Source organism: Desulfosporosinus sp. HMP52 (genome assembly GCF_000765145.1).
Classification (GTDB): Bacteria; Bacillota; Desulfitobacteriia; order Desulfitobacteriales; family Desulfitobacteriaceae; genus Desulfosporosinus.
In genome coordinates, this window is the sequence record NZ_JMGA01000030.1 from 49,171 (window position 1) to 62,899 (window position 13,729).

The following is a 13,729-nucleotide window of genomic DNA, read 5'->3' on the forward strand; positions in this document are numbered from 1 at the left end:
ATGGGGCGAGGAGCACTGGTATGAGCATGAAATTTATTAAACGAATACCGACTGCTGAAGAAATCATTGAGCAGTTACCGTTACCTAATCATATAAGTAGTCTTCGCAACAAACGAGTTGACGAAATGAGAAATGTTTTTGCTAATCAAGATGATCGGTTTATCCTGATTATCGGACCTTGCTCGGCGGATAATGAGGATTCCGTCTGTGATTATATCGAGAAATTGGCTGAAGTTCAGGAAAAGGTGAAAGACCGACTATTAATCATTCCGAGAATTTATACAAACAAGCCTCGTACCACAGGTGAGGGTTATAAGGGTATGGTTCACCAACCCGACCCCGGGAAAAAGCCTGATTTATGCGAGGGGATTAAAGCCATTCGCAGACTGCATATCAGAGCGTTATCAGAATTTGGTATGCCGGCAGCTGATGAAATGCTATATCCGGAAAACTATAGTTATCTTGCAGATGTTTTAGGTTATATCGCTATAGGGGCCAGGTCGGTGGAAAATCAGCAGCATCGTCTCACTGTCAGTGGAATTAACTTGCCGATTGGCATGAAAAATCCCACCAGCGGAGATCTAACAGTTATGTTAAACTCAATTATTGCTGCGCAGAGCAACCATACCTTTATCTATAACGGCTGGGAAGTTGATACCCTAGGAAATCCCTACGCCCATGCCATTTTAAGGGGTGCCGTTGACTTCACCGGACGAAATATCCCCAATTATCACTTTGAAGATCTGATTCATACTGCTGCCGAGTATGAAAAACTAGACCTTAAAAATCCGGCTATTATCGTCGATGTCAACCATGCTAATTCGATGAAACGTTTTTATGAACAGCCGCGAATCGCTCGGGAAGTTTTATTAAGTAGAAAGTACGATGGGTTACTTAAGAAAATGATTAAAGGTTTGATGATTGAAAGCTATCTGGTTGAAGGCAGACAAGGTATCGATGAAAATATCTACGGAAAATCCATTACAGATTCATGCTTGGGTTGGGAGAGTACAGAAAAGCTTATTTACTATATTGCCGATAATAGTTAATTTATCCAAAGGCCAAAATTTGGCCTTTGGTTTTTAATAATTTGATTTTGTGAAAGGAAGGGCAAGAATTGGGGACAGACATCATATTGCGTATGGCAACTAAAGAAGATGCAGAAGAAATTTTGGAAGTATACGCACCTTATGTAACGGATACTGCTATCACTTTTGAATATGAGGTTCCTTCTGTTCAAGCGTTTGCAGAACGAATCAGTAATATAACCCAGAAATATCCTTACCTAGTTGCAATAGAAAAGAAGCGGATTATTGGTTATGCCTATGCGTCAGCATTTAAAGAGCGGGCGGCATACGATTGGGCAGTGGAGACCACCGTATATCTAAGGCAAGATTGCCGAGGTAAAGGTGTGGGTAAGAAATTGTATTTAGCATTGGAAGAAATATTAAGGCAGCAAAATATTCTTAACCTCAATGCTTGCATCGCATATACCCCGACCGATGATGATAGTTATCTTACCAATGGAAGTGCGTATTTTCATAATCAATTAGGATATAAGAAGGTAGGACATTTTACAAAGTGCGGATACAAGTTTAATACTTGGTACGATATGATTTGGATGGAGAAAATGATTGGAGAACATACTTTCAATCCGAAACCGGTAATTCTAATTACGGATTTGCACGGATGATATGCCCTCCCTGCAGCCTTTTCACTTTAATGACTGGGCAAGACTGAATAAGTAGAGATGATATTATGAGAAGGAAAATTACTCCTATATTTGTAATTATTGCCCTAATAATCATTTCAACTACTACATTTTTTGTAAATAAACAAACTGCCGAGAAACCACCAACGGCAATAAACGGTGTCCTGGATTTAAGCAACTGGTCATTTGAGAAAAATGGAATTATTAGTTTAGAAGGCACGTGGTCATTCTACTTCAATCAGTTTCTGACTCACGAAGACTTTGTGAAGGGTGTTGACGTTATGCCAACACCTATTGAAATACCCAGCACCAAAGAAAGCATGGCACGCTTCAAGCCCTTTGCGGAAAACAAGTTCTACGGTACGGTGAGGCTCGTTATAAAACTGCCTGAAGGTAGGTCAACATATGGACTAAGGTCGGATATTATTCTGACATCCTTTAAACTCTACATTGACGGTAATCTACAGGGTGAAGTGGGAAAAGTCGGAATGAGCCGGGAGAATAGCGTTCCTTACTACAATATACTTACAACCTACTTTAACCCGGAAAGTAGTGAAGTGGAACTAATTTATCAAACATCAGATTTTACAGCGGAAGATTGTACCATCGTAGCACCCAAAATCGGTTTAGCCTCTCAGATTTCCCAAGAAGTACAGTTGGGTTTAGGCAGAGATTTATTCCTTTTTGGTATGCTGCTCATCATGGGAATCTATCATTTTGGCCTGTATATTATGAGGACAAAGGATCGTGCACCACTCTATTTTGGGGTTTTTTGCCTCTTGTTTTCACTTCGTATGTTATTAGTAGGCGAACGCTTTTTACCAAGTCATTTGAATCTCAGTTTTTTTGTTTACGGACGAATGGCTTATCTATCTGTGTTTATTGGTTTTGCAGCTTTGTGTGGATTCTTATACTATGCCTTAGATGGCCTATTCCCCAAATGGTTTGTCAAGTTCAGTATCACTCTGGGAACAGTTTTTGGTTTGCTCATCCTCTGGATTCCCTATAGTTCAGCGGACAGACTATTGATGATTTATGCTGTATTTGGATTTGCCTTATTAGGCTATGCCATGATTCGCCTTGTTATTGGCGTATGGCAAAGTGTTCCTTTTGCCAATATCGTTTTTCTGGGTTTCGCTTTTTTAGGGATAACCTTTATCAATGATTTTATTTATCAAATCACACTTCGCAATACACCTTCACTAATTCCCTTCGGCGTTGCAATATTTACCTTTACCCAGGCCTATACCTTGTCTGCCAGATTTTCCAATGCCTTTACAAGAGCTGAGCAGCTCTCGGCAGAAAATAAGGCTATTTTGTCAGAGCTTAAGCTTTTGAACAGTAATCTTGAATCTCTGGTTAAGGAACGGACTTCCGATTTGCAGAAGGCCTTGGAGGAAATGGAAGTTATGTCTAAAACAGATTATCTGACAAAATTGCCTAACAGACGGTTGGTGTTTGCCAAAATAAAGAATCTTATTGAGCAGAAAAAGGGCTTTTATATTGCCTTAGCTGATATTGATCATTTTAAAGAGATTAATGATCAGTTCGGGCATGTTAAAGGTGACGAAATCCTTGTCCTCATATCTTCCATCATAAGCACAGCTATCGGCGACAGTGGTTTTGTTGGTCGATGGGGCGGTGAGGAATTCTTAATAGTACTGGAGATGGTTGAGTTTGATTCAATTTTAAAAAAGGCCAATGAGATACGCAGAGCAGTAGCGGAATACCGGCACAGAGACATCGGCAAAAGCATTACGATTACAATTGGATTATGTCAATACCGGGAAAATACCTCTCTGGACATTTTAATAGCCAGAGCAGATGAGGCTCTTTATCAGGGCAAATTAGCCGGAAGAAACCAGTGTATCTTCAAAGCAGATGAAAAGAGCGAAAACGTGGTATAACTTTGTCTCAAGCATCGTTTATGAAGGCGATGCTTTTTGCATGTATGTTTTAATTATCGATAAAGATTCTCAAGAAAATGTAAATCTTTTTTGGGGAAAACACCTTCCATAATCTTTCCTGTCCCCCATTCTCCTATTTCAATTGTTAAACCTTAGGCTTACTGGTATCATAATAATAGAAGAATCGACATAAACGCCGATACTGCTGTGCTTATTGAAGCAGCTAAACAGAAGGATTTGAAATAGATTATGAGAAAATTAGTTATTGGCATATTGGCACATGTGGATGCGGGCAAGACGACACTATCTGAGAGTCTGCTTTATCTGAGCGGTAAAATTGGCCGATTGGGTAGGGTGGATAATAAAGATGCTTATTTAGATAACTATGAGCTGGAGAGAGCAAGAGGAATCACTATTTTTTCCAAGCAGGCGATGTTTGAAATAGGGGAGACTCAGATTATCTTACTGGATACCCCGGGACATGTAGATTTCTCGGCTGAAATGGAAAGAACACTTCAGGTGTTGGATTATGCAATTTTAGTGATTAGCGGTGCGGACGGGGTACAGGGGCATACCAAAACATTATGGCGGCTCCTGCACACCTATAGGATACCGGTTTTTCTTTTTATCAATAAAATGGATCAGATTGGGACGGATAAAGACAAGTTGATGAAAGAATTGAAAAAGCAGCTGCATGATGGGTGTCTTGAATTTGGACAAGCTCCCACGGAGGATTTCTACGATCAATTGGCCATGTGTGAAGAAATGATGATGGAAACCTTTCTGGAAACGGGGCGGATTGAAGCTTCCAAGATTAAAAAAGCTGTTACGGAGCGCAAAGTTTTTCCGTGCTTTTTTGGTTCCGCTTTAAAATTAGAGGGTGTTGAGCAATTTATACAGGGGATTGTGCAGTATGCCATGATACCTGCCTATCCCGAGGAATTCGGGGCTAAAATATTTAAGATAGCAAGAGATGAGCAAGGGAACCGCCTTACCTATCTGAAGATTACCGGCGGAAGACTTAAGGTGAAAGACGTCTTAACCAATAGCATTTGGAGTGAGAAAGTAAATCAGATTCGGGTCTATTCCGGAGAGAAATTCGTTCAAGTGAATGAGGTAGAGGCAGGTTCCGTCTGTGCAGTAACAGGGCTTAGCCAAACCAGACCGGGAGAAGGCTTAGGGATAGAGGCAGCTTCAGATACACCAGTTTTGGAACCGGTGCTGTCCTATCGGATTACTTTGCCAGAAGGCTGTGACCCCAAAGTGATGCTTCCTAAGCTACGTCAGATTGAAGAAGAAGAGCCGGAACTTCATATTGTCTGGGATGAGCAGTTGCAGGAAATTCAGGCGCAAATTATGGGGGAGGTGCAGATAGAAATTCTACAGAGCCTTATCCAAAGTCGTTTTGGTGTGGCTGTAGCCTTCGATGAAGGAAGGATTGTTTATAAGGAGACCATAACTAATGTAGTAGAAGGGGTAGGGCACTTTGAGCCACTCAGGCATTATGCGGAGGTACACCTGTTACTCACGCCGGGAGAGCAGGGAAGCGGTCTGCAGTTGGGGGCCGAATGCAGTGAGGATAGCTTAAGTAAAAGCTGGCAAAGACTTATCTTATCTCATCTGGAAGAAAAAGCTCATAAAGGAGTTCTAACCGGGTCAGCCATTACAGATCTGAAAATCACTTTAGTCTCAGGTCGGGCCCACAATAAACATACCCAAGGTGGCGACTTTAGAGAGGCTACCTTTCGTGCAGTCCGTCAGGGTCTAAAGGAAGCAGAATCCATAGTGCTGGAGCCTTATTATGCCTTTCAGCTGGAACTGCCTGAGAAAATGGTAGGGAGAGCCATGACAGATATAGAGAAAATGCATGGCACCTGCGCAATATCCGAGACCAATGGAGAGACGGCAGTTCTGGTGGGGAGCGCCCCGGTTGTTACCATGAGGAATTATCAGCAAGAAGTAGTGGCCTACACCAAAGGACTCGGCAGGTTGTTTTGCAGCCCGAAAGGGTACGAGCCATGCCACAATCCCGAAGAGGTCATTGAAACTTGCAGCTATGATTCGGAAAGAGACCTGGCAAATCCGACGGGTTCGGTATTTTGCGCTCATGGTGCGGGTTTTTTAGTGGAATGGTATGCCGTCAAGGATTACATGCATGTTGAAAGCTATCTTCAGCAAAAAAACTCGCAGGGAGAAGCAGTCCCTAACCAAGCCTCATACCCAGTGGAGAGGTCCATCAGTTTAGAGGAGATAGACCAAATTATTAACAACACCTTTTATGCCAACCAAGGGAAAAAGTCTGTCTGGAAAAGACGCAAGACAGCTCGGGACAGTTATTATGAACCATCTGCTTATGCAGAAAGACAGAAGGAAAACAAAGAAGAGTACCTCCTTGTGGACGGATATAATATCATCCATGCCTGGCCTGAACTGAAAGAGCTTACCGATGACAATATGGATGGGGCCAGAATGAAATTGCTGGATACTCTAAGCAATTATCAGGGGATACGGAGATCTCAGATCATTGTTGTTTTTGATGCTTACCGTGTACAAGGGCATTTTGAAGAAGTTATTGACTATCATAATATCCATATGGTCTTCACCAGGGAGGCTCAAACAGCGGATCAGTATATTGAAAAGTTCGCCCATGACAATCAGAAAAAATATGATATCACCGTGGCAACTTCAGACGGTCTGCAGCAGCTCATTATCAGGGGAGCAGGAGCTGCTTTATTATCCGCTAGAGAACTGAAGGTTGAGATTGAAAGGGCTAACGAAAGAATTAGAAAAGAATATCAGGAACTAAAGGGAATAAATCGCAATTACCTTGTCGATGTATTGTCTCCTGGGGCGAAACAACAGATGAAAGAAATAGTTGACAAAGATAAAGAACAATAACAAATCAATAAATATATTCTGGAGGGATTTGCAAATGGAAAAGGAAAAAATGGAATCTTTAAGCTGCTGTGATTGTGGAACAGCAAATTGTTTTCATCAAGACAGCAATTTCCCAAGCTTTTGCTTGACTACTAACACTCGACAAGAACTAATTGATGAATGCACCAACTTATATAAGGGAGATGATTTAGTCGCAAAACTGGCTAAGACAGCTGCTGAAATAGAAGGTATTTATTACGGTAAATTGACCCGTGCTGAAGAAATTATTGCTTTTGCCAAGCGAATAGGGGCTCGAAAGATCGGGATCGCTACTTGTGTTGGTTTACATAATGAAGCTAAACTATTTAGCAAAATTTTAAGGGCCAAAGGATTAGAGTGTTATTGTGTAATCTGTAAGGTTGGATCAGTTGATAAAACAGAAATTGGAATTCCCAATGAATTGAAATTACAAAAGGATTGTGTAGAAGGCCTATGTAATCCTGTTTTACAAGCCAAGTTATTAAATGAAGCTAAAACGGACTTGAATGTCATTATTGGTTTATGTGTGGGTCATGATTCATTGTTCATCAAGTATTCTGAGGCCATAGTAACAAATCTAATTACTAAAGATAGAATTACGGGGCATAATCCTGCTGCGGCTTTATATACTAGTAATTTTTATTATAAGAGATTATTAGAAGAAGAATAATCGAATAGCTTGTTTGCCCCTTATTTCACTATTTTCATAAAGGATTGCCTAATAGTTTTGTTACGAATATTGAAAAAAATATGAAAACGTATTACAATGTACCTAACTAAGTCAAAGGGATGTCCCGATGACAAAGTGAAAACAATAATTTGTTACTGACGCCAAATACAAGTTATAAGGCGAAAGGCATTGCAACGCTTCATATTATCATGAAATTTTTGCGCCTTTCTGGCGCATTTTTTATTTTACAAGGGAGGTACTTATATGGAGACAAGAGTTGCGATTATTGGAATCATCGTCGAGGATGTTGAGTCTGTTGATAAACTAAATAATATTTTACATAATTACGGGCAGTACATTATTGGCAGAATGGGTATTCCCTATCGTGAAAAAGGTATTAATATAATTAGCCTGGCAGTGGATGCACCCCAAGATATCATCAGTGCACTTTCGGGAAAGCTGGGTAAACTCCCCGGGGTCAGTACTAAGGCGGTCTATTCCAAGTTAAAAGATAAGGCAGAAAATGAGGGATCTAATGAAACAACTGATCGATAAGCTTCATAAGACCAGAGAGCTGGAACCTGCAGAATTTAAAGAACTCATCGAAAACCGCTGCGCTGAGCTTTCGGAATACCTTTTTGCCAAAGCAAGGGCAGTACAAATTGAAAACTACGGGAACAATGTCTATATTAGGGGTCTCATTGAATTCACGAATTATTGCAAGAATGATTGTTACTATTGCGGGATCCGGAAAAGCAACTCCACAGCGGAGCGGTACCGTTTAACCAAGGAGCAGATTCTCCAATGTTGTGATACGGGGTATGAACTGGGTTTTCGTACCTATGTGCTGCAGGGTGGCGAAGACGGGTACTATACCGATGAAAAGATGGTCGATATTATCCAGTCCATTAAAAACAATTATCCCGACTGTGCACTCACACTTTCCATGGGCGAAAAAAGCTTTGAAACCTACCAAGCTTTTTATGAGGCTGGAGCTGACCGCTATCTGCTGCGTCATGAAACTGCTAACGAGGTACATTATAGCCGACTGCACCCCCATAATCTGCTTCTTAAAAAAAGAAAACAGTGCTTATCTGACTTGAAGAAGATAGGGTATCAGGTGGGATGCGGTTTTATGGTGGGCTCCCCCTTTCAGAATACCGATTGTCTGGTTGAGGACTTGTTGTTTATCAAAGAATTTAATCCTCATATGGTGGGGATCGGTCCCTTTATTCCTCATCATGAGACGCCCTTTGCTAAAGAAAAAGCAGGAGAGCTGGAACTGGTCTTGTTTTTGCTGGGAATTGTCCGTTTGATGCTTCCTGCGGTACTGATGCCGGCTACCACCGCCTTGGGTACAATCCACCCTCAAGGACGGGAACTGGGGATACTTGCCGGGGCAAATGTGGTGATGCCCAATCTCTCACCCACTGATGTAAGAGGGAAATATCTGCTCTATGACAATAAAATCTGTACCGGAGATGAAGCTGCGGAATGTCGAAATTGTCTGCAAGGCCGAATAGAAAAAATCGGCTACAAAATCGCTGTCACCCGCGGTGATCATAAATCCAAACTTTGAAAAAATACTAATACTGAAGGGAAAGACATGTCTGACCCGCTAAGAAAGGAATTTTGTTATGTATAATGCAAAATCAGCTAAAGCAGAGGAATTTATTGCCCATGAAGAAGTTCTTAGCACCCTGGAGTATGCCGAAAAGAATAAAAATAATATCGAATTGATCGACAGCATCATCCAAAAAGCAAAATTACGCCAAGGACTTTCTCACAGAGAGGCCGCAGTCTTGTTGGACTGTGATATCGAAGAAAAAAACCAAGAAATTTATGCCTTGGCCGAGCAAATTAAAAAAGATTTTTATGGCAATCGTATTGTAATGTTTGCCCCTCTGTATCTGTCCAATTACTGTGTCAATGGCTGTCTGTACTGTCCTTATCATTTGAAAAATAAGCATATCGCCAGGAAGAAAATGACCCAGGAGGAAGTCCGCAGAGAAGTTATAGCTCTTCAAGATATGGGGCATAAGCGCCTGGCCCTGGAAGCAGGGGAAGACCCTGTGAACAATCCCATTGAATACATACTGGAATGTATTGATACCATTTATAGCATCAAACATAAAAATGGCGCCATCCGTCGGGTTAATGTAAATATCGCGGCAACCACCGTGGAAAATTATCAAAAACTGAAGGATGCCGGGATTGGAACCTATATTCTATTTCAGGAAACCTACCATAAGGACAGCTATGAAAAATTACATCCCACCGGGCCCAAGCACAACTATGCTTATCATACTGAAGCCATGGATAGGGCTATGACCGGAGGCATCGATGATGTCGGTCTGGGGGTATTGTTTGGACTTGAATTATACCGCTACGAATTTGCAGGTTTACTGATGCATGCTGAGCATCTGGAGGAAGTATTTGGGGTAGGGCCTCATACCATCAGTGTCCCCAGAATACGTCAGGCAGATGATATTGATCCCTCGACCTTTGCTAATGGAATCAATGATGATATCTTTGCTAAAATTGTAGCATGTATTCGCGTAGCTGTGCCCTACACAGGGATGATCGTTTCGACGAGAGAAAGCAAGGAATGTCGGGAACGTGTGCTTCATTTAGGAGTTTCACAAATTAGCGGAGGTTCTAAGACAAGTGTCGGGGGATATGCCCAGCCTGAAGCGGAAGATGACAATTCCGAGCAATTTGAGGTCAGCGACACCAGAACCCTGGATGAAGTGGTTAAATGGCTCATGGACTTAGGCTTCATTCCCAGCTTTTGCACCGCCTGTTACAGGGAAGGGAGAACCGGCGACAGGTTTATGACTCTTTTGAAGAGCGGACAGATTCAGAACTGCTGCCATCCTAATGCCCTGATGACACTTAAGGAATATCTGGAGGATTACGCTTCCCAGGAAACAAAAACCGCCGGTGAAGCTATTATCCAAGAGGAAATTGGAAATATTCCTAAGGAAAAGGTCCGTGAGATTGCCAAGGAGAATCTGTTAAAAATAAGCAATGGAAGCCGGGATTTCAGGTTTTAGGAGGCTGATAAACATGGGATTGAATGAAACACCCTCTGCCAATCGGGTTCATATAGGATTTTTCGGCAAGAGAAACGCTGGCAAATCCAGTATCGTAAATGCTGTTACAGGACAAGATCTGGCTGTTGTATCCAATGTAAAGGGTACAACGACAGATCCAGTCTCTAAAGCCATGGAACTCCTTCCTTTGGGTCCGGTCATGATCATTGACACACCTGGAATTGATGATGCAGGTGACCTGGGAGAACTGCGGGTTAAAAAAAGCCGTCAGGTGCTTAACAAAACTGATGTTGCTGTGCTGGTAATTGATTCGATCAGTGGTAAAACCTCTGAGGATGAAGAACTGATTGCGCTATTCGCTGAGAAGAAGATTAATTATGTTGTTGCCTACAATAAATCGGATCTGGCAGGAGAGGAAATACCTGAAACGGAGCATGAACTATCTGTCAGCGCTGAAACCGGGCACAATATTGAAAAGCTGAAGGGAAAAATTGCGGCCTTGGCGGTTACTGAGGAACCAAAGCTAAAAATTGTAGGAGACCTGATTAATCCCTCAGACTTTGTGGTGCTGGTAACCCCTATTGACAAGGCCGCTCCTAAGGGCAGGCTGATTCTGCCCCAGCAGCAGACTATCCGTGATATTCTGGAAGCTGATGCCACGGCTATTGTCGTTAAAGAATTCGAGCTGCGGGAAACCCTGGAAAGTCTGGGGAAAAAGCCGAAACTTGTAATTACCGACAGTCAAGTCTTTGCCAAGGTGTCGGCAGATACACCTCAGGATATTTTTCTAACCTCATTTTCCATTCTTTTTGCCAGATACAAGGGCACTCTAGAATCCGCTGTTAAAGGAGCAAAAGCCCTGGACTCCCTACAGGAGGGTGAGACCATTCTCATTTCCGAGGGATGCACCCATCACAGACAGTGTGATGATATCGGCACGGTAAAGCTGCCCCGCTGGATTAAAAACTATTCCCAAAAGCAGATTAACGTTGAATTTACATCAGGGACGGAATTTCCCGATAATCTGTCCAAATATAAACTGATTGTTCACTGCGGCGGTTGCATGCTCAACGAAAGAGAAATGAAATATCGTCAAAAATGTGCCGCGGATCAGCAAGTACCCTTTACCAACTACGGTATTCTTATTGCTTATATGCAGGGGATATTAAAGCGAAGCATTGCTATGTTTCCTAACATTCTAGCAGAATTTGAGGACTAGGGTTATGCGTAGTGAAAGAGACAAGATCGGAGAAATCCTCTTGGAAGATGAAAAGTTGCACGGTATCCAAACCGCCCGGGCAATGGATAATTTCAAACTTGAACATAAAAAAACAAGTTTACAGTTGATTTATGCTCTTGTCACCATCAAGAAAGCTGCTGCCATGACCTACCAGAAGCTTGGTGTGGGCAAGGATGGAGTTTATGCTGGGATTTCTCAAGTCTGCGATATGATTCTGCAGGGAAAACTGGATGACGCCTTTGTAACGGAAGCACTCCAGGGCGGGGCCGGAACCTCAACGAATATGAATGTTAATGAAGTGATTGCTAATCTTACACTTTTGAAGTTGGGATTCAAAACAGGAAGTTACGATATCGTTCATCCCTTAGATGATGTGAACCGCGGACAGTCCACAAACGATGTCTATCCAACGGCTCTGCGCATTGCTGCTATTCAGATGTTGAGAAAGCTAAGCGAAGCCTGTGCCCAACTTCAGCAAGCGTTGCAGACGAAGGAGAATGAATTCGATAGCATTATAAAGCTTGGCAGAACAGAGCTGATGGATGCAGTTCCAATTACTCTGGGACAGGAATTCGGTTCCTATGCCCAGGCTGTTGCCAGGGATCGCTGGCGACTGTATAAAGTTGAAGAGCGGCTGCGGCAGGTAAACATCGGAGGAACAGCGGTTGGTATCGGAAACAATGCTGAAAGAAAGTATCGCTTCGGAGTCATTGAAGTACTCAGAGAATTAACTGGAATAGGTCTGGCCACAGCCGAGTATCCCATGGATATTACGCAGAACAATGATGTATTCGTCGAAGTATCGGGGTTACTCAAGGCCCTGGCAGTAAATCTGATGAAAATCTCCAATGACTTGCGGCTCATGAATTCAGGACCAAGAGGAGGATTGTCGGAAATAACCTTGGCACCGCTGCAAATGGGCAGTACCATCATGCCCGGCAAGGTGAATCCGGTTATTCCTGAAATGGTAATGCAAGTTTCCATGAGAGTAATGGCTAACGACGTAGCCATCTCAACCGCCGCCGCCCATGGGGAATTTGAACTTAACGCTTTTATGCCTCTGATTGCCGATTCTCTGCTGGAAAGCTTAGGGCTTTTGATAAATGCCGCTGAGCTGTTTCGCACGAAGTGTATTGAGCTTATTAAACCAAATGCCGAGAGATGTAAGGACCTGCTTGAATTATCCTACGCCTTTACCGCGGCCTACACGCCCTTTTTAGGCTATGATAAAGTAAGTGAAATAATTGAAAAATCCAGCGGCAATGTACAAAGGGCTAAAGAAATGCTGGATGAGTAATCTATGTAATAACTTGCGTATACGATCGTAAATAAAAGGCCCATTGCCTATCATTTGACTTTACAAACAGAATAAAGTCAAATGAGAAGAGCAATGGGCCCTAATGGTATAATACTATTCGTTGCAAAACGGCATTTGAGCACACTTAGATACGCCGTTATCCATGGTTTGAGCACATTCTGCTACAGATTGACCACCTTTGTTTGTAGCCATTTCAGATACCGCTGTTGATGCAAAAGCAGTGCTAGAGAAAGCTAAAACCATAAATCCAGTAGTGATTATTGTAAAAACCTTTTTCATTATTGTTACCCTCCATTTCATAAGACAAGTTACCTTATGAAGTATAGCTGCTGTAAATGAAAAAGCGATGAATAAGTTGTGAAGAACTTATGAATACATTTAAAAATTTTCACTTAGCCATTCTTCTGCATATGCTGAATCAGAACATATGCAAGGAGGCACTATTATGATGGATAATAAATATGACAATAGTGTGATAGGTTCTGCTACCCGCGAGGAAGTTCCGCTTTTGTGAGCGTCTATTTTTGGGGGGCAGATTCGAGCTAACAAAAGAGCCTAGGCGTTTATGCCTAGGCAAATTCTTTATGCTGTTGTAGGTGTTGGTATTTTTCTGGAATGTTCAAACAACCAAGTAATGATTCTCCACAATGCAACGAGAACACGCAAAAAACCTGAAAGCATTTCAGTTCACCTCCTTATTGAAATCCCATAAGAAGAGACACTTTCGAATATATTCCATTAAGCGTGTCCGTAGATGTTCTCTGAAATAGGTGATTAGAGAATAGATGGCCCAGGCTACTACCTGGGCCAAAAGTTTTAACTAGCAACAGGTACAGCGATTCTTGTTCCTACAAGCCATAACCATGGAGAAACTAAAATCAACAATGCAACTAAAAACGCTAAAAATCCTA

Annotated in this window: 11 protein-coding genes; 10 read left to right on the plus strand and 1 reads right to left on the minus strand. The window is 42.1% G+C overall.

Annotated elements, in window-relative coordinates; all coding sequences use genetic code 11:
* Positions 1 to 20 precede the first annotated feature (20 nt).
* The 10 genes from DP73_RS12830 (at position 21) to DP73_RS12875 (ending at position 12,797) form a co-directional block, all read left to right on the plus strand.
* Complete coding sequence (locus DP73_RS12830; RefSeq protein WP_034600013.1) at positions 21 to 1,049, plus strand: 3-deoxy-7-phosphoheptulonate synthase; 1,029 nt, start codon at positions 21 to 23, stop codon at positions 1,047 to 1,049.
* Between the two features lie 68 nt (positions 1,050 to 1,117).
* Positions 1,118 to 1,693 carry a GNAT family N-acetyltransferase gene (locus DP73_RS12835; protein ID WP_034600014.1) on the plus strand — a complete coding sequence of 192 codons (576 nt, stop codon included), beginning with the start codon at positions 1,118 to 1,120 and terminating at the stop codon, positions 1,691 to 1,693.
* A gap of 65 nt (positions 1,694 to 1,758) precedes the next feature.
* Entirely contained in the window at positions 1,759 to 3,618 is a 1,860-nt protein-coding gene (locus DP73_RS12840; RefSeq protein WP_034600015.1) for a diguanylate cyclase, read from the plus strand.
* A 249-nt stretch (positions 3,619 to 3,867) separates the two neighbouring features.
* The gene (locus DP73_RS12845; protein ID WP_034600016.1) at positions 3,868 to 6,516 is read left to right on the plus strand and encodes a TetM/TetW/TetO/TetS family tetracycline resistance ribosomal protection protein; all 2,649 of its coding nucleotides are present in this window, start codon (positions 3,868 to 3,870) and stop codon (positions 6,514 to 6,516) included.
* 34 nt (positions 6,517 to 6,550) lie between these two features.
* Positions 6,551 to 7,204, plus strand: a complete 654-nt coding sequence (locus DP73_RS12850; protein WP_034600017.1) for a DUF1847 domain-containing protein — start codon at positions 6,551 to 6,553, stop codon at positions 7,202 to 7,204.
* Positions 7,205 to 7,468: 264 nt separating this feature from the next.
* Positions 7,469 to 7,759: a TM1266 family iron-only hydrogenase system putative regulator gene (locus tag DP73_RS12855; protein WP_014903740.1), complete on the plus strand. Its 291-nt coding sequence runs from the start codon at positions 7,469 to 7,471 to the stop codon at positions 7,757 to 7,759.
* A complete protein-coding gene (gene hydE, locus DP73_RS12860) occupies positions 7,740 to 8,783 on the plus strand; it encodes a [FeFe] hydrogenase H-cluster radical SAM maturase HydE (protein WP_205623389.1) in 1,044 nt (347 codons plus the stop codon). Before DP73_RS12855 ends, hydE begins: the two co-directional genes overlap by 20 nt.
* Positions 8,784 to 8,841: 58 nt before the next feature.
* Positions 8,842 to 10,260 (plus strand): [FeFe] hydrogenase H-cluster radical SAM maturase HydG, encoded by a 1,419-nt coding sequence (gene hydG, locus DP73_RS12865; protein WP_034600020.1) that lies wholly within the window; start codon positions 8,842 to 8,844, stop codon positions 10,258 to 10,260.
* 13 nt (positions 10,261 to 10,273) lie between these two features.
* Complete coding sequence (gene hydF, locus DP73_RS12870) at positions 10,274 to 11,479, plus strand: [FeFe] hydrogenase H-cluster maturation GTPase HydF (protein ID WP_034600021.1); 1,206 nt, start codon at positions 10,274 to 10,276, stop codon at positions 11,477 to 11,479.
* A gap of 4 nt (positions 11,480 to 11,483) precedes the next feature.
* A complete protein-coding gene (locus DP73_RS12875) occupies positions 11,484 to 12,797 on the plus strand; it encodes an aspartate ammonia-lyase (protein WP_034600022.1) in 1,314 nt (437 codons plus the stop codon).
* 114 nt (positions 12,798 to 12,911) lie between these two features.
* Here the strand turns inward: DP73_RS12875 and DP73_RS12880 are convergent, their stop codons facing one another.
* Positions 12,912 to 13,097: a hypothetical protein gene (locus tag DP73_RS12880; RefSeq protein WP_034600024.1), complete on the minus strand. Its 186-nt coding sequence runs from the start codon at positions 13,095 to 13,097 to the stop codon at positions 12,912 to 12,914.
* Positions 13,098 to 13,729: the final 632 nt, after the last annotated feature.

Coding starts and splice junctions, on each gene's coding strand:
- DP73_RS12850 (WP_034600017.1), top strand. CDS start 6,551: ATGGAAAAGGAAAAAATGGAATCTTTAAGCTGCTGTGATTGTGGAACA.
- hydF (WP_034600021.1), top strand. CDS start 10,274: ATGGGATTGAATGAAACACCCTCTGCCAATCGGGTTCATATAGGATTT.
- DP73_RS12880 (WP_034600024.1), bottom strand. CDS start 13,097: ATGAAAAAGGTTTTTACAATAATCACTACTGGATTTATGGTTTTAGCT.
- DP73_RS12830 (WP_034600013.1), top strand. CDS start 21: ATGAGCATGAAATTTATTAAACGAATACCGACTGCTGAAGAAATCATT.
- DP73_RS12875 (WP_034600022.1), top strand. CDS start 11,484: ATGCGTAGTGAAAGAGACAAGATCGGAGAAATCCTCTTGGAAGATGAA.
- DP73_RS12855 (WP_014903740.1), top strand. CDS start 7,469: ATGGAGACAAGAGTTGCGATTATTGGAATCATCGTCGAGGATGTTGAG.
- hydG (WP_034600020.1), top strand. CDS start 8,842: ATGTATAATGCAAAATCAGCTAAAGCAGAGGAATTTATTGCCCATGAA.
- hydE (WP_205623389.1), top strand. CDS start 7,740: ATGAAACAACTGATCGATAAGCTTCATAAGACCAGAGAGCTGGAACCT.
- DP73_RS12840 (WP_034600015.1), top strand. CDS start 1,759: ATGAGAAGGAAAATTACTCCTATATTTGTAATTATTGCCCTAATAATC.
- DP73_RS12845 (WP_034600016.1), top strand. CDS start 3,868: ATGAGAAAATTAGTTATTGGCATATTGGCACATGTGGATGCGGGCAAG.